Source organism: Halorubrum amylolyticum, from assembly GCF_004114995.1.
Classification (GTDB): Archaea; Halobacteriota; Halobacteria; order Halobacteriales; family Haloferacaceae; genus Halorubrum; species Halorubrum amylolyticum.
The window spans coordinates 48,223-74,736 of record NZ_SDJP01000016.1 but is presented as its reverse complement, the minus strand read 5'-3'; the positions used below and the strand labels follow the sequence as shown (position 1 = coordinate 74,736).

The following is a 26,514-nucleotide window of genomic DNA, read 5'->3' as shown; positions in this document are numbered from 1 at the left end:
GGCGTCCCGTTCACCTCGACCAGCACCTTCGGCTTGTCGTCGGTGAGTGGGCGGAGGCGTGTGCCTTTGCCGGCTGCGAGTACCACTGCTTGCATGAGTAGGCCGTGTCGGTGGGGTGGGAAATAGGTTTGGAGTGAGGAGTTCGACTATTCAAGTCGGCTTACCAATCACGCGATACAGCGGGTCAATCGTTCTGGAAAATTGTCAATTATTGTCTTTCGGAACCGGTTAGAAATACTCAGGAGTGTCACGAAGTACACCGCAGCACCGAACCCGACTAAAATAACAACGACTATAAAATTAGTTCCAATAATCGAGTAAGTAGATTCCAACCACTGGCCGGAATAGACGAACAGTCCCATAACAACGGCAGCCATCCATTGTTTCGCAATCTCAATGGACGGTATTGAAAAATCAAGTATCGAAGAAAGAACCATATAAGCTACGAGGAGACTTACACCGACGGAAGCGGCTGTCGCACCTGCGGCACCGAGAACATCGAAGTATGGGATTATACTAACGTTTAACACGACGTTTGTGGCTATGAATACGATATTCACGCGAAAGGCCAGATCGGGTCTGTCAACCGCATTTAACGTATTCGTGAACTGACGTTGGTATCCCTGAATGAGGGTCGCAACGATGAGTACTGAAAGGACAGGTGCTCCTCGAGAGAACCCTTCTCCATACACCCGAAGGAGTCGCTCGCCCAAAAGCGTTCCTCCGACTAATCCAGGAATTAAAATTAAGCCGGCGAATGTGAGTGCTGTTTCGAAAAGACTTGCGACGGATTTTCGGTTTTCTTCAGCTGATAGGGAGCTCATTTCAGGGAAGAGCGTTTGGCTTAACGAGCCACCAAATATTATCAGGAACACTGCTATATTCCAAGCTGCAGTATAGACACCCACAAGTGATGATGAAACAAAAAAACCAAGAATGGAAACGTCTACCCAATTAAAAGCTCGCCCCCGGAGGGACCCGACCCACGCGAACTTCGCGTAAGATCTGATGCTCTCAAAGTGGGAACGGCGAGGTAGCGATATGTATTGAAAGTTCCGAACAGCGATCCACGCACCAACTACCGCGACTAGGGCGTACCCAACAGTATATCCGATGAACAGACCAGTTAGGCCGAAACCGGCCACTAAGGCGGCAATTTGTACGAGACTTCTTGAGCCAGTTCGAACTGGATTGAACACGCCAGAGATGTGAACAAGGTGTTGTCCATTTAGGGTTGCATTTACGAGCGATTGGGAGAGGTTGACAAAGAGCAGCAAAACCACAAACTCTGCTGCGGGATACCCGACATAATTGTTTATGGGTTCTTGGAATAGAACTACTCCAGTCGAGACAACCACGAAGAGCAGTATACTGATCGAAGTACCCGCTATCGTATACTGACTTCCTGATTTGCTCTCGCTGACGCGTTTCGTTATGGCGCTAGGAATCCCCATCTTCACGACAATCCCGAGCCAAGAAACCACGGATAAAACGAGATAGTACACACCGAGGCCCTCTGAGCCGAGGATTCGTCCGATGAATACTGTCGCAATGAATCCCAGAACAGACGCGGAAAAGCGGGAGGTGAAATGAATGATTGATGTCTGTCCCAGACGCATATGTCGGTGGGAGTGAGTGAAGAATATAAGACCTCTTCTTCAGTTCCAAAGCCACGTTATACAGATATCGAACGGACGTTGATGATAATACCGGCTAGAGGGGTAAATTGGCTGGTAGATCACCAATATACGTCACTCCTCGCGGTACCCTAAGGCGGATAACCGTTGGCTCACTGTACCCTCGCTAAGCTTGTCGTTGTCTACTGGACTGCTTGTTTTAATAGTTCGCCGGTTGTCGTCCTCGACTTCTAGCCAAGGGACAATCTGTAGATCGGGCGTGCTGAAACCCTCGGAGTGTCCCCAGACTCTTGAAGTGAACGGAAGTATCCTCTCGCCAAGCATCTCGCCATGATCGCTCGTCACCACCGACTTTCCATTTACCTCTGTAAGTAGCTGTTCGACCACCTCAAGGACGATGTCGAGAGATTCGGAGTACGCACGTCTCACTTCCTGTACTGAGACATCAGCCTGCTTCGCTGCACCCCATATTTGGAGACCATCTCCCTCGTTCTGGTATCCGATCAAGTCCACACGTTCTCTCAACACGTCTGCTGTTTCCCCGAGGTATGGACGGTGGGGCTGCATAAAGTGAACAATCAGCCGCTTATTCGGGTGTTCCCGATTGGCATCGGCTGCCGCAGATGCGACATCTTCTGGCCAGATGGTACCAATATCGTCGTCCCAGTACTCATCAAGTGTGTCGACAGCGTAGAACACGTTGTCATCAAGACGACTGACAAACGGATTTGCGGTCACATACACGGTGTCGTGGAACTGTTTTCCGGCGAAGTTCTCTTGCATGAACTCCCAGCTTTTGTCTCCGCGAGAGGTTCGTCGTTCTAGGTTGCCGGAGATAGTATTCTGGTTCTTGAAATAGCCGTACCGACAGGCGTCTAGAATGATCAAGTTGTCCCAATCTTCGTTCATCACGTTGACGCCATCAGGCTGACTGTAGTTGACGTATGTACCGTACCCGTGGTGAACCGGGAAGCTCAGCAACCGAGCGGCTTCACGGACGAACAGACGTGGATTGCGAACGGCTCGTCGGATATTCTCGAAGGTGTAGTTATTTCGCAAGCCAAGTCACCCAATCGTACCGTCTTGGGGTTTCTCGAAGCTTTTGAGTGTCCGTCTGAGACCATTCATTAACCCGACGGAAGGGGACCAGTCGAATAACCGCTGAGCCTTTGTGACGTCCGGTCGTCTCTTGGTCGGGTCGTCTTGTGGAAGTGGTTCGTAGACGACATCGCTGTTCGTGTCACAGATCTCCAGCACCGTCTGGGCAAGCGTCCGGATACTCACTTCATTCTGTCCACCGACGTTGACAACATCACCAGCGAGCGCCTCGCAGCGCATTACGTCACGAATTCCGTCGATCATATCGTCCACGTAGCAGAAGGTTCGTGTTTGGTTTCCGCTCCCGTAAACGGTCAAATCATCGCCGTTAGCGGCCTGCTTCAGGAAGGTCGGGACAACTCTCCCGTCGTCTGCACGCATCTTCGGTCCGTACGTGTTGAATATTCGAATCGTCCGAACATCCACGCCGTACTTCTCGTGGTACGCGACTGCGAGTGTCTCCCCAAATCGTTTAGATTCATCGTAACAGCCACGGGGACCACGGATGTTGACGTTCCCATTGTATCCTTCTGTCTGTGGATGAACCTCCGGGTCCCCGTATACTTCACTCGTGCTGGCGAATAACATCGTGGCGTCGTGTTCGACGGCGTGTTCGAGAAGATACTTTGTTCCCCGCGTATTTGTCAATGCGATTTGTACAGGGAAGTCAGTAAAATCTGACGGAGAGGCGCGCGATGCGAGGTGGTATATCTCGTCGGTCGGGGGGAGCTCCGGCTCCTCACGAAGATCGGCTTCGAAGACACTGAAGCTGTCGTGGTCCCGTAGAGTCGCAATGTTTTCTCGCCGGCCGCTACCGAAGTTATCGACACACACCACCTCGTGTCCGTCCGCGAGCAGTCGCTCACAGAGGTGACTGCCGAGGAATCCAGCCCCGCCGGTCACCACCGACCTAGTTTCAGTCATCGACGATGACTTCGTACCGCAGAGTAAAATTGTGACGGTCTCGGGCACACTAACAGAACGTACATGAGTCCGCCCGACAGTTGTCAATCACGAATAAATGAAACTGAGCGACGATGTGTCCTTTCGGAAGGCCCGCCGAAAGCTGGCAAACGACGGAGTGATTGTCTCAACGTCGACTGGAGCCGAGCTAGTGGCACGCAAGAAAGTCTTCTACCCTTTTTTTCGTCGCTTCGTGGACAGCGGTCGCCCGGAGATCGTCTCGGCGAGAGATGTCTGTGGTGACGAGGCTGTCGTAGAAGCAGTAGACGACTACAACAACACTTCCGGTCAATCGGGTGTCTATACCGTCAGTGTCGAGACGGGATACATACTATCGGAAACCGGCGTCGCGTTGACAAACGACGGTGCGTTCGTGGCAGAATCGCTCTCCGCCCCCGGTTCTCGCCAGCACAAACTTGCCGTGGCGCTGAGCCGGCACGCGTTCTTCGACGGTCCCCGATTTGCGTGTAACCTCGTCAGAGCACAAATCGAGGAGGTTGATCGGCGAGCTGAATCTGTCCAGACGATTTGCTCGCTCATCCCACGGTACCAGAACTACTACCACTGGACTGTCGAAACGCTCCCGAAACTCCGGTCTATTCGGGAGTACGAACGGGCAACCGATGAAGCCGTCATGTTCTTGATTCCGGATGAGCTGCCCGCTTGGATGGAGGAACCGCTGTCCTACCTCGGCGTCAACCGTTCGGAGACCATCCGTGCAGACGCGAGCGCTTACCGCGCCTCGGAGTTGGTCGTTCCCTCGTTCCCGAGGCCGACGAGGCGAGACTGCCAGTGGGTCCGGGAACGAGTCCTTGAGTCGGTGACCAGTCAGGATATCGACGTGAGCCCTGGTTCGAACGTATACATCTCTCGGGGAGACACGCAAGAGCGACGGGTGCTGAACGAAGGTGCGGTTGTCGACACTCTCAGCAAGTACGGATTCGAATCCTACCGCCTTGCAGACTACAGCGTGGCGGAGCAAGCAGTCCTCTTCAACGAAGCTGATCTCGTAGTAGGTGCCCACGGTGCCGGCTTCTCAAATCTCATTTACGCGGAAGATACCGCTGTTCTCGAACTGTTCGGGGAGAAGGTCAAACCGAACTACGCAAAGCTGGCTGAATCCGTTGGTCTACCATACAAGTCCCTAGAATGTCGGCCACGCGGGGTCGACCTACAGGTCGACACGGAGCAACTTGCGACGGTTGTTGAAGAACTATTATCGAGAAATTGACGGGGGGCGGCTTGAAGCTTCAGAGTCCGCAGTTCACTCCTCAAGGTAGCCGAGTGCAGCGAGATCGTCTCTGAATTCCTCTCGGTCGACATCCGCCCCGACGCTGATCCGCTCGAAGTCTCGATCGAGTTCGTTTTGCAGTTTTTCGAACGTTCTCTCGGCGATCGCTTCTGTCTCGATGGTGGTCTCTTCGCCGTCTTCGAGTTTCGTGGCGAGTAGCTCGGTATCCCGGTCGATGAGTTTGTACTTCCGGCCGCGCACCCCACGAAGTTCGTCACGGTAATCCGGAACCTCGGTGAACACGTAGTCGGAACCGGACTCTGTCAAGTCAAAAAGGCCGGTACCGTCAACGATCGACTCTTTCAACAGTCGAAGAGGTGCCTGGCCGTCGACCGTAGTTGACGGACCATCCGGATGGTAGATGAGTAACGGTACGGCAACGAGGGTATCCCAGAGCTGATCGGCGTGTCCGAACTTCCCGAACTCGCCGAACCCCTCGCCGTGGTCGGCAGTGACGACGATCATCGAGTTCTCGAGTTCCCCCTCCGCACGGAGCTGATCGAGGATGCGGCCGATCTGCTCGTCGACGTAGCGGACCGTACAGTCGTAGACGTACTCCATCTCCGGAATGTCCTCGTCCGTGATTTCGTCCTGCCTACTCCGGGTCTTCTGCGAGAGCTGCTTGATGTGCTTCTTCGAGTACGTTCGCCCGAACTTCTTCTGTATGCGTTCGGGTGATAGATACGGGTGATGGGTGTCCATGTAGTGCATCCAGAGGAAGCGCTTGTCGTCGGTCTCCGCCATCCAGTCGAGCGCTCGGTCTGTGATGCCTTCCGCCGCCTCGTTCCGCATGTAGAGGCTCCGGCCCAAGTACTCCATGGCGAGGCTGTTGGCGGTGTTCGACAGGCTCATCAACGGTGTGTCCTCGATAAGATCGCGGACGTAGAGCCGCCATGCGCCCCGGTTGTTCTCCTTGCGCGCTTCCTCGCTCACGTCGTCGAAGAAGTCGAACCCGCGGTCAATGTTGTATCGCCGCGAGGTGAAGTTGTTGTGGCTGAGGGCGGCCGTCTCGAAACCACGGTCAGAGAGCTCCTCAGCGATCGTCAGTGGGCCAGTCCTAGACGTGGGCAGTCCGTACTCGTCGAAGTCCGACGAGAAGCATCCGGTGAGCATCGACGGAATCGAGTCCCTCGTCGACGGACCCGGGGCGACACCCGGTGTGAATTCGAGGGCGTCCTCGGCGAGTTCGTCGATGTTGGGGGTGAGTGGCTCGCCGTTCCGGCTGGCGTGTACTCTATCGAATCGAAGGGAATCTGCCGACAACACGACGATATTGTCGAGTTCGTCGGCTGGAGCAGGCCCATCCTCGGCAGTCATGGGTACAGAGATTCGAGAGAGCTAGTTAGCCCTTTTGACTCGCTGTGAGGTCTTCATCGAACTGGCGTTTCTGCCGGGAATAGACTGGATCTCGGCTTGAACCAGCATCGTTTTAGTCGTCTGTAGACTGCTATCAACGAGAGATGAGTGGCTCGTTCAGAGAGTGGGTTGCGGAACACCGCGAACAGATCTCCGCCAACCCCGTTCGTGGCCTGATGCACGCCGCGTTCACCACATACCTCGGAGTCTGGTATACTCTGACATCGCGGTGGCCGCTCGGAACTCACGTCTACGACGAGGACTGGGACCTGCTCGTGATTCTCGACGCGTGCCGAGTGGACGTTCTGGAAGACGTTGCCGACGACTACGACTTCATCGAGACGGTCGATTCGCGGTGGTCCGTGGGTAGTCACTCGCACGAGTGGTTGGCCCAGACGTTCTCCACCGATTACCGCGGCGAAATTCGGGAGACAGCGTACGTGACTGGGAACGGCCACACTCACGAGACGTTCGTCGAAGGGAGCTACCCCCCTGACGAGACAGTGCCGTTCTGTCGACCGAATTGGCGAACCGTAAGCACGGCAGACTTCGGACAGCTCGACATGCTCTGGGAGACCGCACACCGGGACAAACTCGGTGTTCCACCCAGAGCGATTACTGACCGCACTATCGAGGTGGGACGAGAGTCGGACCCCGACCGACTCGTCACTCACTACATGCAGCCACACATCCCGTACATCGCTGGTGCACTGGCCGAGGACAGGGAGCCGACGGACACCGAGATTGGCGGCTGGAAGGAAATCGAATCGGGAGCAGCCGACTACGACGAGGTTTGGGACCTCTACGAGGAAAATCTCCGGCTCGTCCTCGACGAAGTCGAACTACTGCTTCAGAACTTCGATGCGGACAATGTCGTCATCACTGCAGACCACGGAAACGCTTTCGGCGAATACACGATTCACGGACACCCCGAGGGGATGCTGTTGCCCTGTGTCAAAAAAGTCCCATGGGTAGAGACGGAAGCTAGCGATGACAGAACCCGGGACCCCGAAACACATTCAGATACGGGACAGACAGACATTCAGGAGCACCTCGCAGATTTGGGATACATATAAATACAGGACGATCGTTCGCGAACTGACTTCGAGAAGATTATTTAATGGATGCTCGTAGCTTTCAGTAACCGATGAGCTCCTCGTCCTCGGGTGAGCAGACTGTCACCACCTACGACCTGATTGTTCGAGGTGCCGAGGAGGCGATTCGAGTACAGGAGCAAGATGGTTCGTTTCCTCCCGGACGGAACTACAGCTACGACGAAAAGTCTACACCTGTTCGGACAACGACACAGTGGCTGCGGACACTCGCGAAGGCTTACGACATTACCAGCGAGCACAGATTCGAACGAGCAGCTAACGATGCAGTCGACTTTCTGCTCACCCCCGAGTTCCGCCCGGAGGGAGCCACGTACCACTGCCGAGATGTCGCCGGGAAAGATAGCTGCAACGGACTCGTTGGACAAGCTAGTGTGATCCGGGCGCTCTCTTTCGCAGCCAACTCGCTGGGACGCAACGACGCACAGCGCAGAGCTGTAGAACTGTTCGATCTCCACCCGTTCGACGACGATCTCGGGCTTTGGGAGATCGTAGAAATCGACGGTACTCGGCTCTCATTCGACAGAACACTCAACCATCAATTGCTATTCGCGGGCGCAGCCGCCAGAATCAGAAACGAATCACCTGAAGTCCGAGAGAGGGTCGAAGTCCTCCTCGATAGACTCGAGGCGAACATGGAGAACCGGTCGAACGGCCTGATCAGGCACTACGTCCACCCACCCATCGGAACGGTACTGAAGACGGTAGTCAAGACATCGCGTCATCGGGTACTGTTGCGAAACGAGGTCGCACACCACTACTATACTTGCTCCCAGAGGCGTCTGAGGAAAGAACGTGGTTACCAGACCGTGAATCTCGCGGGACTAGTCGAAATCCACAAAGCGTTCCCTTCTCACCCCTTTTGGGAGTCCGAACAGTTCCAGAACGCCCTCGGGTTCGTCCACCAGCACGAGAAAGAGTTGTTGCGCGGGGTTCAGACGAAGCACGGGGATGCGCTTCCCGGCGTTAGTATGGCGAAAATCTACCGAGAGTTCGAAGATACTACAGAGTCTACACTCGCAGCGTTAGTCGCAGAGGAGGTGTCGGAAGATCCCACTGTCGGGAGAACTCCATTCGAATCACTGGACGTGGACGAAGAGACGGCCGCTGCCCTCGTTTGCGAACTCGTCGACTTGCCCGACCTGCAGCTCCACACTTCTCGACCTGACCCGGGATAAATCCACTCATCCGCGCCGAGATTCCCCTTACTCGCCTCGGGACCGCCAATCTAAACCTCCTCTCACCGAACCACCCCCGTCTCGAGGGTGGCTCGGCATGAATCAACTTATGAGGTGCGGTGAGCAACCACGCGCCATATGAGCTTTAGGGATTTTCTGCACACCACTAGAGAGTGGGTCGACGAGGAGGGCTTGCTGGGTCTGAAGTACGCAATCAACCAGGCTTGGATGGGCGTGCTTCGTCGCTCGTCACCGTTGTTCGAGGATGGGACGAACGTCTACGAGAAAGACTGGGACCTCCTCCTGATTCTCGACGCGTGCCGCGTCGACGCCATCGAGGAGGTGGCTGACGAGTACTCGTTCCTCGATGCCCCCGGGACGATGCGGTCGTCCGCGTCTACGTCGATCGAGTGGATGGAGAAGACCTTCACAGACGAGTACAGCGACGAGATCGAGAACACCATTTACGTGACGGCGAACCAGCACAGTAGCTCGGTGGAGCAGCTTCCATTCGTGAATTTTGAGAACGTCTACGACTACGGGTGGGACGATGAGACCGGGACCGTCCCGGCCGAAGTTGTTACCGACGTATCGGTCGAGGTTAGTCGCGAGTACGGCGACGAATACGACCGGATGATCGTTCACTACATGCAGCCACACTTTCCGAGTATCCCGGAGCCACTCGGTCACGGGAACAAGTTCGACAACGTATGGAAGGGACTCATGGTCGGTCGTGGAGACGAGAACAAGATCTGGGAGTCGTACATTGCGAACCTGCGGTACGTCCTCGATCAGGTCGAGGTACTGCTAGAGAACGTTGACGCCGATACGGTGGCAGTGTCCGCAGATCACGGGAACGGAATCGGCGAGTGGGGCGTCTACGAGCACCCAGTCGGGATTCCAACTGACTCCGTCAAAACGGTCCCCTGGTATATCACTACAGCATCAGATCTCGAGAAAAGACACCCATCGGTCGACAAAGTAGGGACGGAAGAGAGTAGCCCGAAGGAGAGGCTTGAGTCGCTTGGATACCGGTGAGCGGAACGTCCCTATGGAGTTAGTTTTGAATCAGCCTCCAGTCGTTGCTTCCCGCAATTTCCTCACCCAAAATTTCGCGGCCTTAGAGGGCCCGAGGCGCCAGAACGATTTGAGAACTTGTCGTAGGACTGGGTCTTCAGTAAAGACCTCTAAATCAGTGTAATCCTCTATTTTACCTAGGTAAGGATACGTGACTCTGGCCTCTGGTGTTTGATTCACACGCTCTATCACTTGGGGGAGTTGCTGTGGAGGGGCATCCTTGTACCCCATCTCCATCCCGGAGTTTAACCGGTTGTGGAAAATTTTCACAATACCGCTGACACTATTCCGTAATCCAGGAATGTAGTTGTAACGCGGGGGTAGCGGGCAGTAGCGGACATCAGAGTGCTGGAAGGCGTGCATTAGTGACGGCTGATCAGCCCAATCAGTTGTTGTATTGTATTTCGATTCCCAGGCTTCGAAGCACTCTCTGACCCGAGGGTTGTTACGAAACGAGATTAAACCACAGTTGAACTCCGGCACAGGATCGTACTCGCCGGTGTATATTTCGGGAGCAGCGTACTCGTCGTTCGGTATCACTGATTGCTGGTGAGCATCAATAGCGGCCGCCATATCGAAGTGGTCGAGGACATCAAATAGCTCGTAAACCGGTTCGTTCACGTAAATGTCGGTGTCCAGATAGAGGGTCTTCTGATACGGGGAACGTCGTATTGACTTGACTTTGTCGAGGAAACTGTACGTCGGTGAATCTATGTGAACCGTCGAATCGAAATGGGGGCTATTTACCTGCCGATCGGAGAACACCGTCACATCCACTTCGGGCATCACTTCCTTTAGTTGCTTGGCCGATATTTTAGCCTCATTTACGAAGTCTGCTCCAGTCGCAACATATAAAACCCCCGAGTTCACGTCAGACATAATAATATTTTATTCTTATTCTGACCATTATGGCTGGACAGCTGAGTTCTTGCCTATATTCAATACTCGGCCGTATTAAACACACTGGGACGGACCAGTAGTCAGAATTATTTGGAGGCAAGTAAACCTACAGGTATGGATTTGCGACTGGAGGGGTTGATTCGCGGAATCTACGATGGCTTCGTCAGGCCACGTCTGCCCTGGAAAATAAGTGTTCACAACGGAGTTGCTGTCAGGCACCGAGTAAAATTACTCGACAATACCGACAAGTTCCCACAGTACGAGGCTGAACTGGTGTCTGAGATTCGAGCTGAAGTGCACGAGGGAGATAGAGTGTGTGTGGTCGGTGGAGGACTTGGTGTGAGTACTGTCGCTGCCGTGGAAGCAACTGGTAGGAAAGGGTCGGTGAAGACGTACGAGGGTAGCGAAGACCAAATTGATATCGTAAAGAAAACGCTTGAGCTCAATCAGGTGGGGTCCCACGTAGAACTCAGGCACGGAGTGGTCGGGTCGTTCTCCGATTTCAGTAGTGATTTTTACGGAAAGGCGGGCAGTGCGGCGCACATAGAAGCGAAGGACCTTCCGGAATCAGAGGTGCTGGTTCTCGACTGTGAAGGTGCGGAAAACGAGATTATCGATGGATTGGCCGATTTGCCTCCGACAATAATAGTCGAATCCCATGGGTTTCTCGATTCTCCGGAGTCCGAAGTCAGACAGCGGTTAGAATCGAGAGGGTACCAGATACGCAATAGAGCCGTAGAACAAGAAAAGAAGGGAATTGTCGTTCTGACGGCCAGCAAAGTGGATTGATCTGGTTCTGCAGTTGCGGTCGGTCAAACTCGTGATCTTCGCCTCGATGAAGGGACTCCGTCAAAATGGACAGGAATGGAGCCTGTCATACAATAGTTCTCAACAGGTATCATTCACATTTCTGGACTTGAATAAAACTAATGGCTGACGAAACTACGGGCTTACGCGTGAATTGAGGGCTGTATAACCGCCAGGTAGAGGGTGTGAGACATATTCTATGACACGCTGCAGGAATGAAGGAAAGACGATAAGCTTATTGGTCGTCTACGGGACCTGCAACCATGACGAAGGGGTCTATACTCGTAACGGGAAGCAGCGGAACAGTCGGCACGGCGCTTTCGGAATCGCTTTTGGACCAAGACTACGAAGTAACCGGTGTTGATATTACCGACAATCAGTGGTCGGAACGAGTCGATGAACGAACTATCGTTACCGATCTCCGATCCGAGGAGAACCTAAATGAACTCCCTGACTCTATCGACCTGGTCGTCCACTTTGCAGCGAACGCTCGAGTCCACAAGCTGGTCGAAGATCCCTCGAAGGCAAAAGAGAACTTCGACACCACGTACAACGTTCTCGAGTACGCCCGAGACGCCGGGGCGGACATCGTCTTCTCGAGCAGTCGCGAGGTGTACGGGAACAACGGGAAGATCATCTACGACGAGACGGATACATACGTGGATGAGTGCGAGAGCCCGTACACTGCCAGTAAAATCGGAGGAGAAGCCCTTGTAAAGTCCTACGGGAAGTGCTACGACATGGACACCTCGATTCTTCGCTTCTCCAACGTCTACGGGAAGTACGACGTGTCCGATCGCGTAGTTCCCCTGTTCATCGCTCAGGCACAGGCAGGCGAGGACTTGACCGTGTACGGTGAGGACAAGATTCTGGACTTCACCTACGTCGACGACTGCGTCAACGGGGTGAAGCGCGTCGTGGAGAACTTCCAAAAAATCTCTGGAACGACGTTCAACATCGCATCAGGGGAAGGGAGCTCTCTGGTGGAACTTGCGGAGCTCGTTGTCGAGAAGACGGGCGGGGACGCTTCCGTTCACATCGAACCGAATCGGACGGGCGAGGTTGGACGCTACGTGGCAGACATCTCGAAAGCACAGAAGCTCCTCGGCTACGACCCAGAATACAACTTCGAGCAGGGGATCGAGAAGACTATCGACTGGTACCTCTCGAATCCGGAACTGCTGGAAGACGTTCAGTCCTAAAAATTCGCTGACCTCACGCTCACCCTTTAAATCGAGGAAACACTAACCCCAGTCATGTACGTCGCGTTCCTGTTGAAAAAGTATCCCAAGTCCTCGGAGACGTTTATCGCGAATCAGGCGAGGGCATTAGTGGAAAGAGGACACTCGGTCGACATATATGCCCAAAAGAGAACTTCAGACCGGCCTCCGGACACAACGCCAGCCGCCAACGACATCATCTATCTCGAATCTATCTCCTCCAGTGACAAAGCGGCATCCATACTCGGCACTCAGATTCCAGCACTACTCCGTCATCCCGAATACCCGTTACGAGTACTGAGGTACGGAACGGGCGCAGTACCCCAAACCGATCTCTGGAGGAGACGCTCTGATCCGATACGACACCGTATTGAGGAATACGATGCAATTCACGCCCACTATGGGCCGGTGGGGAATGCGTTCCAGTTTCTCGCGTCGGAGACAGAAGCGCCGTTTGTGACTTCGTTTTACGGGTACGACGCCAGTGAACTTCTGGAAAAGAACCCGTGGCGGTACGAGTCTCTCTTTGACTCCGCTGATGTCATCGGGTCCTTGAGTTCCGAGATGGATGAGGAGTTGGTTCGACACGGGTGCCCCTCCGAGAAGGTCACCCGGTTCCCGCTCCCAGTCGACACGAGAGCCTTTCAGCTCTCGCCTCCGGCCAGCGATTGCGACAAACCTCTCCAGCTGTTGTCCGCGTGCAGACTCGTCGAAAAGAAGGGGATAAAATACGTACTGGAGGCCCTTGAGTCGCTCAAGACGGATTACGAGATAGAGTATCGTATCGCTGGTGACGGACCTCTCCGGGATGACTTGGAACGGCAAACCAGCGAACGTGGACTTGGAGATGTTGTTGAGTTTCTCGGTTGGAAGGAATCAGACGAGATTGCACGGCTCATGGCAGACTCGGATATATTCGTACAGACGAGCACTACCTCAACGGAGGGAGACAAGGAGGGGACGCCGACTGTGTTGCTCGAAGCTCAAGCGAGAGGCCTGCCAGTCGTCTCCACGTGGCACGCCGGAATTCCAGAGATAGTTGACGACGGTTCGTCTGGACTATTAGTTCCGGAACGCGACAGTGAGGCGATCAAATCTGCCTTAGAAGAGCTGCTTTCGGAGCCAACGAAATGGGAGAAAATCGGCCGCAATGGGCGGAAATTGGTAGAAACTCGACACTCACTCGATGCGGTCGCCGACATCCTTGAGAAGATGTACACGGGAGTTCACGGTGGGGAATTGTGAGGAAGTTTAGCAAATTGCCGTCTGAGGGAATCATCCAGTTCAGGACTCCCGTTCACTCCCAAAGAGAGGTCGCTAACGGGTGACAGCAAGTAACGACGCCGCTCCGAATCCGGATATTATCGTTCCGGTGTACAACGATCCCCTCGGCATCGAGGCCACACTTGATTCATTAGCGGCATCGGAGTTCAAGGAATACCACGTCGTCGTTGTCGACAACGGCTCCACTGATGAGACTAGGAGTACCATCGAATCGCGAGTTCGTGACCACGATAACGTTGAACTAGTTATCGAGGATGAAGTTCAAGGGTCCTACGCTGCACGTATTCGAGGGATAGAGCATTCGAAGAGCAACGTGCTAGCCTTCCTCGACGCCGACGAGACCGTCGACGAGGACTGGCTCGAAACCGCCCTCACAGCCATGGACGAACAGGACGTCGATTACCTCGGCTGCAACGTTGAACTCACGCTCCCCGAGGACACCCTCGTCGGCAGGTACAACGCTCACACGGGCTTCCCCGTCGAACAGTATCTTGACGAACAGAACTACGCACCCACCTGTGCTCTGCTCGTCCGCCGCGAAGTCTTCGACGAGGTCGGTCTCTTCGACGCCCGACTGATCTCCGGCGGGGATCGAGAGTTCGGGGAGCGCGTCCACGAGGCGGGCTACGATCAGGGCTACGCGGAGGACGCGACAGTCTACCATCCGGCTCGAACCTCTTTCGAGTCGCTCGCGAAGAAGAACATCCGCGTCGGACGCGGCTTCTGCCAGAAGCAGCGTTACTACCCGGAACGCTACGGCAAGCCCGGCATCCCGCCGACGCCGAGCGGCCCGAGCGGCGGCGACGACGAGGACGAACCCGACTCGCTCGTCACGAGGCTCGCCTTCGCGTTCCTCTCGTTCGCGATGCTCGCCTGCAGAGGCCTCGGTTACTACTACGAGTTCTTCCTCGGCGACGAACGAGACGACATCCCGGCGCCTACGAGTTAGCCTTCTCCACCAGATCTGGCGTTGCCATCGCGTACAGGTACCCGAGTCCGACCGCCAGCGTGAACGCCCCGATCGCGCCCAGCTGCGTCACCGCGGCCGTCGAGGGCGACCGGACGAGCCCCTCCAGCCGGCGCGGCACGCGGTCGGTCAGCAACCACGTCAGATACTCTCCCTTGGCGTCGGGCGCGTCCGGGTACAGGAGGTCCATCACCCGTTTCGAATACCCCTGCCAGAACGACCGGAACACCAGCCACCGGAACTCGCCGCGGTACTCGAACAGCGTATGGTGTACGACGGCGTCCTCGGTGTACACCATCCCCCGTCCGAACTCCTCCAAGAGCCGGATTCCTACGGGGGCCTCGTGGGCCTGCAGGTGTTTGTCGCCCTTCCGGCCCGTGTTCGGGTCGTAGCCGCCGACCTCCAGGAACGCCTCGCGCCGGTACGAGATGTTCGATCCGTACGTGTTCCGAACTTCCTCGCCGTCCTCGGCGAATCCCGGTTCGACGCAGCCGACGAGCCAGTAGAACTCCTCGGGGAAGAAGTCGGGTCGCTCCCCCTGCCAGTTCGGGCGCACGTCGCCGCCGGCCGCGACGGCGTCCGTCTCCTCGTACACGCCGACGAGGTTCGCGATCCAGTCGTCTTCGGCCACGCCGTCGTCGTCGATGAACGCGACGACCTCCCCGGACGCCAGCTCGGCGCCCCGCGTTCGGCTGTAAGAGATCCCCCGATTCTCGTCGTTGTCGGCGATCACGACGGCCTCGCGGTCGCCGAAGTCCTCGACCGCGCGCTCGTACACGTCGGGGTTGCCGTCGATCACGAGCACGACCTCGATCGGGTCGTGGGTCTGTGCGAGCGCGCTCTCGACGGCCTCCGTGAAGGCGTCGTAGCGGTCCATCGTGTAGGTGCAGACGACGACGGAGACCCTCATTGCCGCCTGCTTTCCCGTCCGGATCAATAAGGATTCTGAACCGGTCGCCGGGCGATATATAACAAGCCTTATGGACGTTTTGGTAGTGGAATCGTGTAATGAGCCAGCAAACCGACGCCGCCGGCGACGACGGGGGATCGCCCCTCGACGCGCTCCGACGGTGGTATCACGTCCCGCTCCTCCTCGGGGCGTTCGCGTTCATGCTGTGGACTCGCCTCCGATCGTACGGCAACTTCGTCGACGACGGCGAAGTGTACTTCCGCGGCAACGACCCGTGGTATCACCTCCGCGAGACGACCTACCTCCTCGAGAACTGGCCGAGCACGCTCCCGTTCGACTCTTGGACCGGCTTCCCGGTCGGTAGGCAGGCGGGGCAGTTCGGCACCCTCTGGGACCACATCATGGCGGTCGGCGTCTGGATCGCCCGGCCGGTCATGGGGAGCACCGAAGAGGTGCTGCTCGTCATGGCCCCGATCGCCGGCTCGCTCGTCGCGGTCCCGACGTACCTCATCGCGCGGCGGTTCGTCGACCGGTTTGCGGCCGTCGCGGCCGTCGTCGTGCTCGCGCTCCTCCCGGGGTCGTTCTTCACCTACAGCCTCGTCGGCTTCCCGGACCACAGCGCGGCCGAGGTCCTCTTCCAGAGCACCGCCGTGTTCGCGTTCCTCGTCGCCTTCGCGGTCGCCGAGCGCGAGGCGCCGGTCTGGGAGCTCGTCGTCGACCGAGACTGGGGCGCTCTCAAACGCCCCGCCGCGTACGCGGCCGCCGCCGGCGTCGCGCTCGGGCTCTACATGTGGACGTGGCAGCCCGGCGTCCTCCTGGTCGGGATCACGGGCGTCTTGCTCGCGGTCAAGCTCACGAGCGACGTGTACCACGGGAGGAGCCCCGAGCCCGTCGCCTTCGCGGGCGCGATCGCGATGGTCGTCGCGGGCGCGATGCAGGTGATTCCGCTCGACAACTTCTCGTTCGGCGTCACCAGCTACTCGCTCACCCAGGTCGTCCTCCCCCTCGGCGTCGCGGTCGGCGCCGTCTTCCTCGCGTGGCTCGCCCGCCAGTGGGAGGGCCGCGACCTCGACACGACGACCTATCCGCCGGCGGTCGGTGGCCTCCTGGTCGCGTCCGCGGGCGTCGTCTGGCTCGCGCTCCCCTCGCTGTGGTCGACGCTCACGAGCAACCTACTGAACTTCGTCGGCTTCAGCGCCCGCGCGACGTTCCAGACGATCGGTGAGGGCGCCCCGCCGCTCCAGGACACCTCGTTCACCAACTTCGTCATCTCGGAGTACGGCCTCGCGTTCTTCCTCGCGCTCGTCGCCGTCCTGTACGTCGTCGGGCGTCCCCTGTACCGCTCGGAGAACGCGAACCACACCCTCTACATCCCCGCGGCACTCGCCGTCGTCGGCTCCGTCTACGCGGTTCCCCAGCTCTACGACGCGATCGGCGGCGTCGTCGGCGTGGGCTGGCAGGTGGTCGGACTCGTCGTCGCGGCCGCCTTCCTCGTCGGAGCGACGTTCCTGGTCGAGTACGACACCGAGGAGCTGTACTTCGTCGTGTGGGCGGCGTTCATCGGGAGCGCCGCGTTCACGCAGGCCCGCTTCAACTACTACCTCGCGGTGGTCGTCGCGGTCGGCGCGGCGTACTTCCTACAGCTCGGTCTCGACGCCTTCGATCTGCGGTCGGTTTCGGGCGCCCGCGACGTCGAGGGATGGCAGGTGATGGGCGCGCTCGTCTTGGTCGTCGTCCTCATCGTCCCGCTGGTCGCGATGGCGACGCCGGTGTGGACCGCCGGCGCGAACACCGACCCCGGCAACGTCGTCGAGTGGGACGAGAGCCTCCAGTGGATGAGCGACGAGACGCCCACGCCGGGCGAACTGGAGGGTGCCGACAACCCCATGGAGCTGTACGGCACCTACGAGCGCCCGGCCGACGGGGACTTCGACTATCCCGAGGGCGCCTACGGCGTGCAGTCGTGGTGGGACTACGGCCACTGGATCACCACGCGAGCCGAGCGCATACCGAACGCGAACCCCTTCCAGCAGAACGCGAACGAAGCCGCCGACTACCTCCTCGCGCCCAGCGAGGACGAGGCCCGCGAGGTGCTCGCGAGCCAGAGCGACGAGGGCGAGAACACCCGATACGTGATGGTCGACCGCCAGATGGCCTCGCCGAACTCGAAGTTCGGCGCGCCGGTCACGTTCTACACGGGCAACGAGACGCGCGACGACTTCAACCGCCTCCTCTATCAGCAGACGGATCAGGGCGGGTTCCAGACGGTGATGCAGCTGAACACGCAGCGCTACCACGAGAGCCAGATGATCCGGCTGTACGAGCACTACGGCAGCGCCGTCGACCCCCGGCCGGTCGTCGTCGACTGGGAGACCCAGACCGCCCAGACCGCGAGCGGCGAGCGGGTCGACATCGACACGCTCCCGAGCAACGCCTCGACCGCCATCCGGCAGTTCGACAGCGTCTCGGAGGCGCGCGCGTACGTCGAGGAGGACGGGAGCGCTCAGGTCGGGGGAATCGGCGATCTCCCCGCCGAGCGCGTCGAGGCGCTGGAGCACCACCGGCTCGTCCACGCCACGGAGGCGCAGGGGCAGTCGGCCTCCGCGCTGCAGGTGAGCGTCCTCCAGCGCTTCGGAATCGACGTCCAGAGCGTCCTCGGCGAGTCCACCCTCGCGGCGTTCCAGGACGACTGGGTGAAGACGTTCGAGCGGGTCCCTGGAGCGACGATCGAGGGGACGGGCGCGGAGCCCGGCCAAGAGGTCGAGGCGACCGTCCAGATGGAGAAGTCGTCGGGGCGGACGTTCACCTACACGCAGTACGCGACCGCGGACGACGACGGGAGCTTCGAGTTGACGGTGCCGTACTCGACGACGGGCTACGACGAGTTCGGCCCCGAGAACGGGTACACGAACACGAGCGTTCGGGCGACCGGCCCCTACCAGCTCTCGACCGGCCTGTCGATCGACAACGGCACCGCGACAGCGCTCACCGGTGAGGTGAACGTGACCGAAGCGCAGGTCGTCGGCGCGGACGACGCGACCGCGACGGTCGAGCTCGAAGAGACGACCCTCGGCGGCGGAGACGGCGAGGACGGGAACGACGGCGGTACCGGTGAAGACGGCGGCGCCGGCGACGACGGTACCGACGGCGACGCGAACGCGACGGAGTCGGTGACCGCGTCCGACGCGCTCGCCCCCGCCGCGTCCACCGCCCGTCCGCGCGCCCTCGACGGGCCGCCGACGGACGAGAGCGGCGGGCCGCTCGCGGGCACGTAACCGCCGACCATGACCGACCTCCGGGACTGGGCCGCGCTGTACGCGAAGGGCGTCGCGATGGGGTGCGCGGACGCGGTCCCCGGGGTCTCCGGCGGCACAATCGCGCTGATCGTCGGGATCTACGAGCGGCTGATCGCGGCGGTTACCGCGGTCAGCCCCTCGCGGATCGGGAGGCTGCTCGCGGGCGTGCGTCCGGCCAACCTCCCGGACGCGCGGGCCGCGTTTCACGAGATCGACGGCGCCTTCCTCCTCGTGCTCGGCGCCGGCATCGCCACGGCGGTCGTCGCCGTGTTGAGCGCGGTCGACTATCTGCTCGCCACGCGCCCGGTCGCGACGTACGGGTTCTTCTTCGGGCTGATCGCGGCCTCCGCGGCGGTGCTTTTCGGCGACGTCGCGCTCGACACGCCGCGTCGGCAGGCGGCCGCGGTCGGGGGGTTCTCGCTCGCCTTCCTCGCGTCGGGATACGCCTCGACCGCGCTCGACAGCTCGCCGCCGGTCGTGTTCGTCGCCGGCGCGGTCGCGGTCAGCGCGATGGTCCTCCCGGGCGTCTCCGGGTCGCTACTGCTCGTCGTGCTCGGACAGTACGAGTACATGTCCGGCGCGGTGAGCAGGGCGATCGACGGGGTCGTGGCGCTCGCGCTGGGCGAGGGGGCCGCCGGCCTCACGGCGATCGCGCCGACCATCGCGACGTTCATCCTCGGCGGCGTCGTCGGGCTGTTCACGGTCGCGCACGGGGTCCGATACGCGCTCGCTCGCGCCCGCGCCGCGACGATCGCGTTCCTCGTCAGCCTGATCGTCGGCGCCCTCCGGGCACCCCTCGTCGAGGTGTCGATCCGACTGGCCGAGAGCGGCGAGGCGTGGACGGCGGCGGCGCCGCGGTTCGCGCTCGCGGCGGCCGGCGGCGCGGCGCTGGTGGGCGTCTTGACCCGGCACTCCGCGGCGATCGAGTACTGAGAGGTCGGGGCTCTCCCCGTGCGAGAGCGGGTCCCTCGGCTCCGGTTGCGCGTTCGATGGGCGAGGGCGGGAGCGCGTTCGCCGCTGACCGTTCCTTGCCTCGGATCGGGGCGGTGCGTCGGCTGGGTCAGCGCTCGGCCGCAGGCTTCAAATCGCCGCTCGGTGAACCATCGAGCGATGCGAACGCGCCGGACCCTGCTGACATCGGGCGTCGCCGGACTCGTCGGGCTCACCGGGTGTGCCGCCACACCGCCGAATGCGGACGACGGGGGGCGCGAAGCGGCCGACGGCGGCTCGGACGCGAGCGGCGAAGGAGACGGCTCCGCCGAGGGCGACGAGACCCGGATCGGGTTCGTCGGCGACCTGATGCTCGGCCGGAGCGTCAACGAGCAGTGGGCCGACGACGACCCCGAGAACGTCTGGGGGTCGGCGCTACCGCGGCTCCGGGAACTGGACGGGCTGGTCGGGAACTTGGAGTGTTGCGTCTCCGACCGCGGGACGCGCTGGCCGGACAAGGGGTTCTACTTCCGGGCTGCCCCCTCCTTCGCCGTGCCGGCCTTGGAGGCCGCGGGCGCCTCGTTCGTCTCGCTCGCGAACAACCACGTCCTCGACTACCGCGAGCCCGCGCTCCGGGACACCGAGTCGCACCTGTCCGACGCGGGGATCGCACACGCCGGCGCCGGCACCGACCGGGAGGCCGCACTCGAACCCGCGGTCTTCGAGGCGGGAGAACTGACCGTCGCGGCGTTCGGGCTCACCGACCAGTCCGAGGAGTTCGCCGCGGCGGAGTCGGAACCGGGGACCGCGTTCGCGACCCTCGATCCCGCCGTCTCCGCGACGCGCTCGCTCGTCGAGGGAGTCCTCGACCGCGCGGCGGAACGCGACCCCGACCTCGTCGTCGCCTCGCTCCACTGGGGACCGAACTGGGAGACCGAGCCCCGGGCGGTTCACGAGCGGTTCGGCCGGTGGCTGATCGAACAGGGGGTCGACGTGGTCCACGGCCACAGCGCGCACGTCCTCCAGGGCGTCGAGGTGTACCAGGGGTCCCCGATCATCTACGACGCGGCGGACTTCGTCGACGACTACATCAGCTACCACGACCGCGAGGGCGTCCGCAACAAGCGGAGCGCCCTCTTCGAACTCGCCGTGCGCGACGGCGACCTCGAGGAGCTGATCGTCGAGCCCATCGAGATCGTCGACGAGGCGGCGACGCTGGCGGACGACGAAGTCTCCGAGTGGGTGCGCGACACGCTCACAGAGCGTTCTGAGGCGTTCGACACCGAGGTCGAGCGGAGCGACGACCGGTTGGCGTTCCCGCTGGGCGAGGGGTAAGGCACGGTCGGGGTCGGAAACCACCACGGCATTCTCTCGGCTACGGTTCCCGCTGTTGAGCCACTGGGATAGATTATCCCGTCTACAAAGATTTATTCCATGTGAACCCGATATATTCCGTATGGACGATCCGCGCTCCGAACTGAAAGCCTCTCGCGAGGAGCGTACCGAGGCGCCGGATTTCGACGCGCTCACACCACCGTCCGAGCTCGTCAGCGGTGATCGAACGCGAGACGATTTCTTCGATGCAGTTCTCGGGCTCGACGCCCCTGCGACGGCGAGCGACGTGGCGGGCCTCGCTGGACACGGCGTGGACGCCGCACGCGAGTACTTAGACTGGTTTGAGCGACTGGGCGTCGTGACCCAGGTCACCGAGTCTCCGGCGACCTACGAGCGCAATCAGGAGTACTTGCACTGGAGACGTGTTCAAACGCTTCGCACCGAGTACGCCACCGACGAACTACTCGATCTGCTGCAGACGGAGGCAGAACGGGTTGAGGAATGTACGGCCGAGTTCGACGCCGCGTCCCCCGACGACGTTTCGATCACGAGTCACGCCGCGGAGACTGACCAGTCTATCGAGGCGGTCTGGGAACGCCTCTCCGCGTGGCGAACGGCGCGTCGTCGGGTATCGCTTCTCGAGCGAGCGCTTACGGCGGCATCCGACGACACCGCTAATTCGCGATCGGCGGTATGACGGACAGACCCGACGACGATGCGTCCACCCTCGGTAGCGGCGCACCGATCGATTTCGACCGGTTGGAGATCGTCCGTGAGCGGCTCACCACCGACGACCGGTTCGTTCGCATCGAGGCGGACCCGACCTTCGCTCCCGAACGGCTGCTGTGTGAGTACGATTCTCGGTTCTATCCCGGAAGCGTTCGGACTGCCCGGCTTGATGTCGTCTGGTACGAGAACGGCGACTTCTCGATCCACTACCACGAAGACCACGAGACCGGCGAATACGACAACCGGTGGGACAGACATCCGTCAGACCACAACGCGCGGGACCACGTCCATCCGGGACCGGACGCGCCGACCCCTGGCGAGAACGCGTCGCACCCGGAGGACTGGCGGGATGTCCTCTCGATGGCGCTCTCCGAAATCGACGAGCGGCAGCGTGCGTTCCGGGAGCCCTAATTCGGTGACTAGCAGGCGGTGATCGCACTCTCGCCAACGTCGAACGACGCTGTCGAGGAAGGCTATCGATCTCACGCATTTCGACCCCGCTCCCTGCTGGCGTCCAAACCCTATTGGGTTTCATGCCCCAACACCGACCGTGACGACCACCAACCGCGAGTGGCTGCTCGCCGAGCGACCCGACGGCGAGCCCGACATGGACAGCTTCGAACTGCGCGAGACCGACGCACCCTCCCCCGCCCCCGGAGAACTCCTCGTCCGGACGCGGTTCCTTTCGGTCGACCCGTACATGCGCGGTCGGATGCGCGACGCCGAGTCGTACGCGGAGCCGTGGGACGTGGGCGACGCGCTGAAAGGCGGCATCGTCGGCGAAGTGGTCGAGAGCGCGAGCGACGCGTACGACGTGGGCGATCTCGTGACGGGCGAGGGGCGGTGGGCCGACTACGCGACCCTCGACGCCGACGACGTCGCGCCGGTCGATCCGACGGTCGCCGACCCGAAGGCGTACCTCGGCGTGCTCGGGATGCCCGGCCGGACTGCCTACTTCGGGCTGCTGGAGGTCGGCGAGCCCAAGCCGGGGGACACGGTCGTCGTCTCCGGCGCCGCGGGCGCGGTCGGCTCGGTCGTCGGGCAGATCGCCAAGCGCAACGGCTGTCGCGTGGTCGGATTCGCCGGCAGCGACGAGAAGACGGCGTGGCTCACCGACGACCTCGGCTTCGACGCCGCGATCAACTACAAGGACACCGACGACTACCGCGCCGCGCTCGACGAGGCCGCGCCCGACGGCGTGGACGTGTACTTCGACAACGTCGGCGGCCCGATCACCGACGCCGTGTTCACGAAGCTGAACCTCGACGCGCGGGTCGCGGTCTGCGGCCAGATCGCCCACTACAACGACGAAGGGGTCCCGACCGGCCCGCGGAAGCTCCCGGGGCTGATTCCGGTGCGGGCGCGGGTCGAGGGGCTGCTCGTGGGCGACTTCGCGACCCGGTTCGGCGAGGCGAGCGAGCGGCTCGCGCGCTGGGTCGCGAGCGGCGACCTCCAACACCGCGAGACGGTCGTGGAGGGACTGGAGAACGCCCCCGACGCCTTCCTCGGGCTCTTCTCCGGCGACAACATCGGCAAGCAGGTGGTGCGGGTGTCGGCCGCGGACGAGGAGTAGCGATCGGCGTCCGGGCGAGACGGGTACACGGATGCGCAGGACCGGATTTGAACCGGCGAACCCTACGGGATAGCGTCCTAAGCGCGGAGGTGCCATGTCCCGATCACGTTGCCGACGTGGGGCAGCGAGCAGGGCAGGTGCGAATCGCTCCTCTTCGTCAATCCGGAGCAGGATCTCCGCGCCGACGTCGAGTATCGGATCGTCACCGACGATCCCGGTTCCAGCTACCAAGAGGTAGACACGAATGGGTTCGCCAGAACGATCGACAAGATCGTGCAGATCGAGTATGAACCGGCGCTTTCGGAGGCGTCAAACGATTTGTGAGTTCCCTGTATTGACCGTAGCCAGATCTGAACGTATCACCATCTGGTAGTTTCATCAAAACCAATCCCTCCAGATCGCCACCGCAGGTTCGCCCGAACTAACTAATATTATTAACCATGTATGTTACTGTGTCATGGTATCACCAGACAGGATGCGTGAACTGTACGGCGACATGGTAACGGCCCGATATTATGAAGAACGCCTCCAAGAGGAGTATCTGGAGGGCAAGCAGCCAGCGTTCGACATCTCCGCAGGGCCGATCCCCGGTGAACTACACCTTGCAGCGGGGCAAGAGGCTGCCGCTGTCGGGGTCTGTCATCATCTTCGTCCAGAGGACACCGTAACGGCACCGCACCGACCACACCACGTCGCTATCGCGAAGGGGGTCGATCTGAAACGGATGACGGCCGAGATCTTCGGGCGGGAAACCGGTCTCGGAACGGGCAAAGGCGGTCACATGCATCTGTTCGATCCCGACGTGAATTTCGCGTGTAGCGGCATTATCGCCGAGGGCTGTCCGCCGGCGGCCGGGGCAGCGTTGGCAGCCAAAAAGCGCAACGAGGACGCTGTCGCGGTTGCGTTCCTCGGTGAGGGGGCAATCGACCAGGGAGCATTCCTCGAATCTCTGAACTTTGCGAGTGTCCATAACCTGCCCGTCGTGTTCGTCATTGAGGACAACGACTGGGCGATCAGCATGCCCAAAGAGCGGGTCACCGACGTGGAAGACGGCTCAGACAGGGCCGCCGGATTCGATATGCCCGGCGTTCGTGTCGATCAGGATGATGCCGTCGCCGTTTACGAGGCGGCTGGGGAGGCGATCGGTCGTGCGCGGGACCGAAATGGACCCACGCTCTTCGAGGTGCAAGTCCACCGTCGGATGGGACACTTCATGGGTGATCCGCAAACGTATCGGTCTGACGACGACGAGGAGGCAGCACTCACTCGGGATTCGATCGACAGGATTGAATCAGAACTACGTGACCACGGCGTCGACAACGATGACCTCGCGGCGATTCGCGAGGACGCGGAAGCACGGGTTGAGGAGGCGATCGCGTGGGCGAAAGAGCAGCCACAGCCGGACCCAGAGGACGCCTACGACGACGTGTTCGTAAATCCGCCGTCGGGCGTGACGACGGAGGAACCGGAGTTCGAGCTGGCGGAGGTGAACGCCGATGAGTGACACGGACAACGTCATCGACCGCGAGCTGACGATGAGTCGGGCAATGGTCGAATCGATCGCCCACGAGATGCGCGACAACGAGGAGGTCTTCTACATGGGCGAAGACGTCGCCGACTACGGCGGAATCTTCGATAGTACCGAAGGACTGCTCGACGAATTCGGTCGCGATCGAATCATGGACGTGCCGATCAGCGAGACCGCGTATCTCGGAGCCGCTGTGGGTGCCGCGCAAGAGGGGATGCGACCCATCGCGGAGCTGATGTTCGTGGACTTCTTCGGCGTCGCGATGGACCAGATCTACAATCAACTCGCGAAGAACACCTACATGAGCGGCGGCAACGTGAACGTGCCGCTCGTCCTTACGGCCGCTGTCGGCGGGACGTACAACGACGCCGCTCAGCACTCACAAACTCTGTACGGGACGTTCGCACACATCCCTGGGTTGAAACTCGTCGTTCCATCGACGGCCTACGACGCAAAGGGGTTGATGCACAACGCGATCCGCGACGACGATCCGGTGATGTACCTGTTCCACAAGCGGCTCATGGGAATCGGCTGGATGCCGGCACCCGACGGCCCGAAGACGCCCGTTCCGGAGACCGATTACACGATACCCTTCGGGTCGGCGGACATCAAACGCGAGGGCGCCGATGTGTCCGTGGTGACGCTCGGACTCCACGTCCATCGCGCGCTCGCTGCGGCGGAATCGCTCGCAGCCGAGGGTATCGACGTGGAGGTCATCGACCTTCGGACACTGGTTCCGCTCGACACCGACACGATCGTCGAGTCGGTGCGAAAGACCGGACGACTCGTCGTCGTTGACGAGGATTATCGATCCTTCGGCGTCACCGGAGAGATCATCGCGAGCGTCGCCGATCGGGATCTCGGTGCGCTCGATGCCGTCGAGCGAGTTGCAGTCCCAGACGTTCCAATCCCGTACGCCCGTCCGATGGAAGACGAAGTGATTCCGGATTCAGCCGATATTGAAGAGAGCGTCCGAGAGGTTGTGTCCGCAGAATGAGCGATCGACGAAGCGTCGCTGACGGGGGTGCAGGCATGCGGGTTGCGGTTCGTGCAACCGGCGACTGGGAGGCTGACGTCGATGAGACGGAAGGCATTCTCGTCGATTGGTTCGTCCATGGAGGTCGGTCGATCGAGGAGGGTGACACCCTCTGTGAGATCCAAGTCGAAAAAGTGAGCGTCGACATTCAAGCGCCCGTCGCAGGGACACTCGATGAGATTGTCGTGGGTGAAGACGATGCGTTCGAGATCGGTGACACGCTGGGGTGGATTCGGACGGAGTGACAACACCCACTCCCCCGTCGTTTACAGAATGCAAGGAGAATG

25 protein-coding genes are annotated in these 26,514 nt (G+C 60.2%); 18 read left to right on the top strand and 7 right to left on the bottom strand.

What is annotated here, in order from left to right:
* The 4 genes from ESO89_RS11795 to ESO89_RS11780 form a co-directional block, all read right to left on the bottom strand.
* Positions 1–95 (bottom strand): sugar phosphate nucleotidyltransferase (locus ESO89_RS11795; RefSeq protein ID WP_277750268.1); only part of this gene is annotated, 95 nt, incomplete at its 3' end.
* Between the two features lie 72 nt (positions 96–167).
* On the bottom strand, positions 168–1,619 hold the full coding sequence (locus ESO89_RS11790) for a flippase (protein WP_128905694.1): 1,452 nt from the start codon (positions 1,617–1,619) through the stop codon (positions 168–170).
* 132 nt (positions 1,620–1,751) lie between these two features.
* The gene (locus ESO89_RS11785; RefSeq protein ID WP_128905693.1) at positions 1,752–2,546 is read right to left on the bottom strand and encodes an alkaline phosphatase family protein; all 795 of its coding nucleotides are present in this window, start codon (positions 2,544–2,546) and stop codon (positions 1,752–1,754) included.
* A 156-nt stretch (positions 2,547–2,702) separates the two neighbouring features.
* Positions 2,703–3,659 carry an NAD-dependent epimerase/dehydratase family protein gene (locus tag ESO89_RS11780; protein ID WP_128905692.1) on the bottom strand — a complete coding sequence of 319 codons (957 nt, stop codon included), beginning with the start codon at positions 3,657–3,659 and terminating at the stop codon, positions 2,703–2,705.
* A gap of 190 nt (positions 3,660–3,849) precedes the next feature.
* On the opposite strand from ESO89_RS11780, the gene ESO89_RS11775 reads away from it, so the two are divergent.
* A complete protein-coding gene (locus ESO89_RS11775; RefSeq protein WP_164932784.1) occupies positions 3,850–4,929 on the top strand; it encodes a glycosyltransferase family 61 protein in 1,080 nt (359 codons plus the stop codon).
* Positions 4,930–4,962: 33 nt separating this feature from the next.
* On the opposite strand, the gene ESO89_RS11770 is transcribed toward ESO89_RS11775, so the two are convergent.
* Positions 4,963–6,306, bottom strand: coding sequence for a sulfatase (locus ESO89_RS11770; protein WP_128905690.1), 1,344 nt, complete (start codon positions 6,304–6,306; stop codon positions 4,963–4,965).
* A 143-nt stretch (positions 6,307–6,449) separates the two neighbouring features.
* On the opposite strand from ESO89_RS11770, the gene ESO89_RS11765 reads away from it, so the two are divergent.
* From ESO89_RS11765 to ESO89_RS11755, 3 genes are all read left to right on the top strand, one after another.
* A complete protein-coding gene (locus ESO89_RS11765) occupies positions 6,450–7,421 on the top strand; it encodes a hypothetical protein (RefSeq protein WP_128905689.1) in 972 nt (323 codons plus the stop codon).
* 71 nt (positions 7,422–7,492) lie between these two features.
* Positions 7,493–8,635: an AGE family epimerase/isomerase gene (locus ESO89_RS11760; RefSeq protein WP_128905688.1), complete on the top strand. Its 1,143-nt coding sequence runs from the start codon at positions 7,493–7,495 to the stop codon at positions 8,633–8,635.
* 138 nt (positions 8,636–8,773) lie between these two features.
* Entirely contained in the window at positions 8,774–9,673 is a 900-nt protein-coding gene (locus ESO89_RS11755) for an alkaline phosphatase family protein (protein ID WP_128905687.1), read from the top strand.
* A gap of 30 nt (positions 9,674–9,703) precedes the next feature.
* Here the strand turns inward: ESO89_RS11755 and ESO89_RS11750 are convergent, their stop codons facing one another.
* Positions 9,704–10,591, bottom strand: coding sequence for a glycosyltransferase (locus ESO89_RS11750; protein WP_128905686.1), 888 nt, complete (start codon positions 10,589–10,591; stop codon positions 9,704–9,706).
* 135 nt (positions 10,592–10,726) lie between these two features.
* On the opposite strand from ESO89_RS11750, the gene ESO89_RS11745 reads away from it, so the two are divergent.
* The 4 genes from ESO89_RS11745 (at position 10,727) to ESO89_RS11730 (ending at position 14,872) form a co-directional block, all read left to right on the top strand.
* Positions 10,727–11,401 (top strand): class I SAM-dependent methyltransferase, encoded by a 675-nt coding sequence (locus tag ESO89_RS11745; protein ID WP_128905685.1) that lies wholly within the window; start codon positions 10,727–10,729, stop codon positions 11,399–11,401.
* A 281-nt stretch (positions 11,402–11,682) separates the two neighbouring features.
* Positions 11,683–12,621 (top strand): NAD-dependent epimerase/dehydratase family protein, encoded by a 939-nt coding sequence (locus tag ESO89_RS11740; protein ID WP_128905684.1) that lies wholly within the window; start codon positions 11,683–11,685, stop codon positions 12,619–12,621.
* 54 nt (positions 12,622–12,675) lie between these two features.
* Positions 12,676–13,884: a glycosyltransferase gene (locus ESO89_RS11735; RefSeq protein WP_128905683.1), complete on the top strand. Its 1,209-nt coding sequence runs from the start codon at positions 12,676–12,678 to the stop codon at positions 13,882–13,884.
* Positions 13,885–13,963: 79 nt separating this feature from the next.
* A complete protein-coding gene (locus ESO89_RS11730) occupies positions 13,964–14,872 on the top strand; it encodes a glycosyltransferase (RefSeq protein WP_128905682.1) in 909 nt (302 codons plus the stop codon).
* Here ESO89_RS11730 and aglG read toward each other — a convergent pair.
* Positions 14,862–15,800 carry a glucosyl-dolichyl phosphate glucuronosyltransferase gene (gene aglG, locus ESO89_RS11725; RefSeq protein WP_128905681.1) on the bottom strand — a complete coding sequence of 313 codons (939 nt, stop codon included), beginning with the start codon at positions 15,798–15,800 and terminating at the stop codon, positions 14,862–14,864. The genes ESO89_RS11730 and aglG overlap by 11 nt on opposite strands.
* A 98-nt stretch (positions 15,801–15,898) precedes the next feature.
* Between aglG and ESO89_RS11720 the strand changes: the two genes are divergently transcribed.
* The 10 genes from ESO89_RS11720 (at position 15,899) to ESO89_RS11675 (ending at position 26,472) form a co-directional block, all read left to right on the top strand.
* The gene (locus ESO89_RS11720; protein WP_128905680.1) at positions 15,899–19,075 is read left to right on the top strand and encodes an oligosaccharyl transferase, archaeosortase A system-associated; all 3,177 of its coding nucleotides are present in this window, start codon (positions 15,899–15,901) and stop codon (positions 19,073–19,075) included.
* A 9-nt stretch (positions 19,076–19,084) separates the two neighbouring features.
* The gene (locus ESO89_RS11715) at positions 19,085–20,029 is read left to right on the top strand and encodes a DUF368 domain-containing protein (RefSeq protein ID WP_128905679.1); all 945 of its coding nucleotides are present in this window, start codon (positions 19,085–19,087) and stop codon (positions 20,027–20,029) included.
* A 177-nt stretch (positions 20,030–20,206) separates the two neighbouring features.
* Complete coding sequence (locus ESO89_RS11710) at positions 20,207–21,361, top strand: CapA family protein (RefSeq protein ID WP_128905678.1); 1,155 nt, start codon at positions 20,207–20,209, stop codon at positions 21,359–21,361.
* Between the two features lie 121 nt (positions 21,362–21,482).
* On the top strand, positions 21,483–22,058 hold the full coding sequence (locus tag ESO89_RS11705; protein WP_128905677.1) for a DUF7342 family protein: 576 nt from the start codon (positions 21,483–21,485) through the stop codon (positions 22,056–22,058).
* The gene (locus tag ESO89_RS11700) at positions 22,055–22,501 is read left to right on the top strand and encodes a hypothetical protein (RefSeq protein ID WP_128905676.1); all 447 of its coding nucleotides are present in this window, start codon (positions 22,055–22,057) and stop codon (positions 22,499–22,501) included. Before ESO89_RS11705 ends, ESO89_RS11700 begins: the two co-directional genes overlap by 4 nt.
* A gap of 139 nt (positions 22,502–22,640) precedes the next feature.
* Entirely contained in the window at positions 22,641–23,663 is a 1,023-nt protein-coding gene (locus tag ESO89_RS11695; RefSeq protein WP_128905675.1) for an NADP-dependent oxidoreductase, read from the top strand.
* Positions 23,664–23,771: 108 nt separating this feature from the next.
* Positions 23,772–23,987, top strand: coding sequence for a hypothetical protein (locus ESO89_RS11690; protein WP_128905674.1), 216 nt, complete (start codon positions 23,772–23,774; stop codon positions 23,985–23,987).
* Positions 23,988–24,120: 133 nt separating this feature from the next.
* The gene (locus ESO89_RS11685) at positions 24,121–25,167 is read left to right on the top strand and encodes a thiamine pyrophosphate-dependent dehydrogenase E1 component subunit alpha (RefSeq protein WP_241686206.1); all 1,047 of its coding nucleotides are present in this window, start codon (positions 24,121–24,123) and stop codon (positions 25,165–25,167) included.
* On the top strand, positions 25,160–26,188 hold the full coding sequence (locus ESO89_RS11680; RefSeq protein WP_128905673.1) for an alpha-ketoacid dehydrogenase subunit beta: 1,029 nt from the start codon (positions 25,160–25,162) through the stop codon (positions 26,186–26,188). The genes ESO89_RS11685 and ESO89_RS11680 overlap by 8 nt, the downstream gene beginning before the upstream one ends.
* Complete coding sequence (locus ESO89_RS11675) at positions 26,185–26,472, top strand: lipoyl domain-containing protein (RefSeq protein WP_128905672.1); 288 nt, start codon at positions 26,185–26,187, stop codon at positions 26,470–26,472. The genes ESO89_RS11680 and ESO89_RS11675 overlap by 4 nt, the downstream gene beginning before the upstream one ends.
* Positions 26,473–26,514: the final 42 nt, after the last annotated feature.

Excerpts from the sequence above, each read along its gene's own strand:
- ESO89_RS11790 (WP_128905694.1), bottom strand. The coding sequence starts at position 1,619 with ATGCGTCTGGGACAGACATCAATCATTCATTTCACCTCCCGCTTTTCC.
- ESO89_RS11785 (WP_128905693.1), bottom strand. The coding sequence starts at position 2,546 with ATGAACGAAGATTGGGACAACTTGATCATTCTAGACGCCTGTCGGTAC.
- ESO89_RS11780 (WP_128905692.1), bottom strand. The coding sequence starts at position 3,659 with ATGACTGAAACTAGGTCGGTGGTGACCGGCGGGGCTGGATTCCTCGGC.
- ESO89_RS11770 (WP_128905690.1), bottom strand. The coding sequence starts at position 6,306 with ATGACTGCCGAGGATGGGCCTGCTCCAGCCGACGAACTCGACAATATC.
- ESO89_RS11765 (WP_128905689.1), top strand. The coding sequence starts at position 6,450 with ATGAGTGGCTCGTTCAGAGAGTGGGTTGCGGAACACCGCGAACAGATC.
- ESO89_RS11760 (WP_128905688.1), top strand. The coding sequence starts at position 7,493 with ATGAGCTCCTCGTCCTCGGGTGAGCAGACTGTCACCACCTACGACCTG.
- ESO89_RS11755 (WP_128905687.1), top strand. The coding sequence starts at position 8,774 with ATGAGCTTTAGGGATTTTCTGCACACCACTAGAGAGTGGGTCGACGAG.
- ESO89_RS11750 (WP_128905686.1), bottom strand. The coding sequence starts at position 10,591 with ATGTCTGACGTGAACTCGGGGGTTTTATATGTTGCGACTGGAGCAGAC.
- ESO89_RS11745 (WP_128905685.1), top strand. The coding sequence starts at position 10,727 with ATGGATTTGCGACTGGAGGGGTTGATTCGCGGAATCTACGATGGCTTC.
- ESO89_RS11740 (WP_128905684.1), top strand. The coding sequence starts at position 11,683 with ATGACGAAGGGGTCTATACTCGTAACGGGAAGCAGCGGAACAGTCGGC.
- ESO89_RS11735 (WP_128905683.1), top strand. The coding sequence starts at position 12,676 with ATGTACGTCGCGTTCCTGTTGAAAAAGTATCCCAAGTCCTCGGAGACG.
- aglG (WP_128905681.1), bottom strand. The coding sequence starts at position 15,800 with ATGAGGGTCTCCGTCGTCGTCTGCACCTACACGATGGACCGCTACGAC.
- ESO89_RS11720 (WP_128905680.1), top strand. The coding sequence starts at position 15,899 with ATGAGCCAGCAAACCGACGCCGCCGGCGACGACGGGGGATCGCCCCTC.
- ESO89_RS11715 (WP_128905679.1), top strand. The coding sequence starts at position 19,085 with ATGACCGACCTCCGGGACTGGGCCGCGCTGTACGCGAAGGGCGTCGCG.
- ESO89_RS11710 (WP_128905678.1), top strand. The coding sequence starts at position 20,207 with ATGCGAACGCGCCGGACCCTGCTGACATCGGGCGTCGCCGGACTCGTC.
- ESO89_RS11705 (WP_128905677.1), top strand. The coding sequence starts at position 21,483 with ATGGACGATCCGCGCTCCGAACTGAAAGCCTCTCGCGAGGAGCGTACC.
- ESO89_RS11700 (WP_128905676.1), top strand. The coding sequence starts at position 22,055 with ATGACGGACAGACCCGACGACGATGCGTCCACCCTCGGTAGCGGCGCA.
- ESO89_RS11685 (WP_241686206.1), top strand. The coding sequence starts at position 24,121 with ATGGTATCACCAGACAGGATGCGTGAACTGTACGGCGACATGGTAACG.
- ESO89_RS11680 (WP_128905673.1), top strand. The coding sequence starts at position 25,160 with ATGAGTGACACGGACAACGTCATCGACCGCGAGCTGACGATGAGTCGG.
- ESO89_RS11675 (WP_128905672.1), top strand. The coding sequence starts at position 26,185 with ATGAGCGATCGACGAAGCGTCGCTGACGGGGGTGCAGGCATGCGGGTT.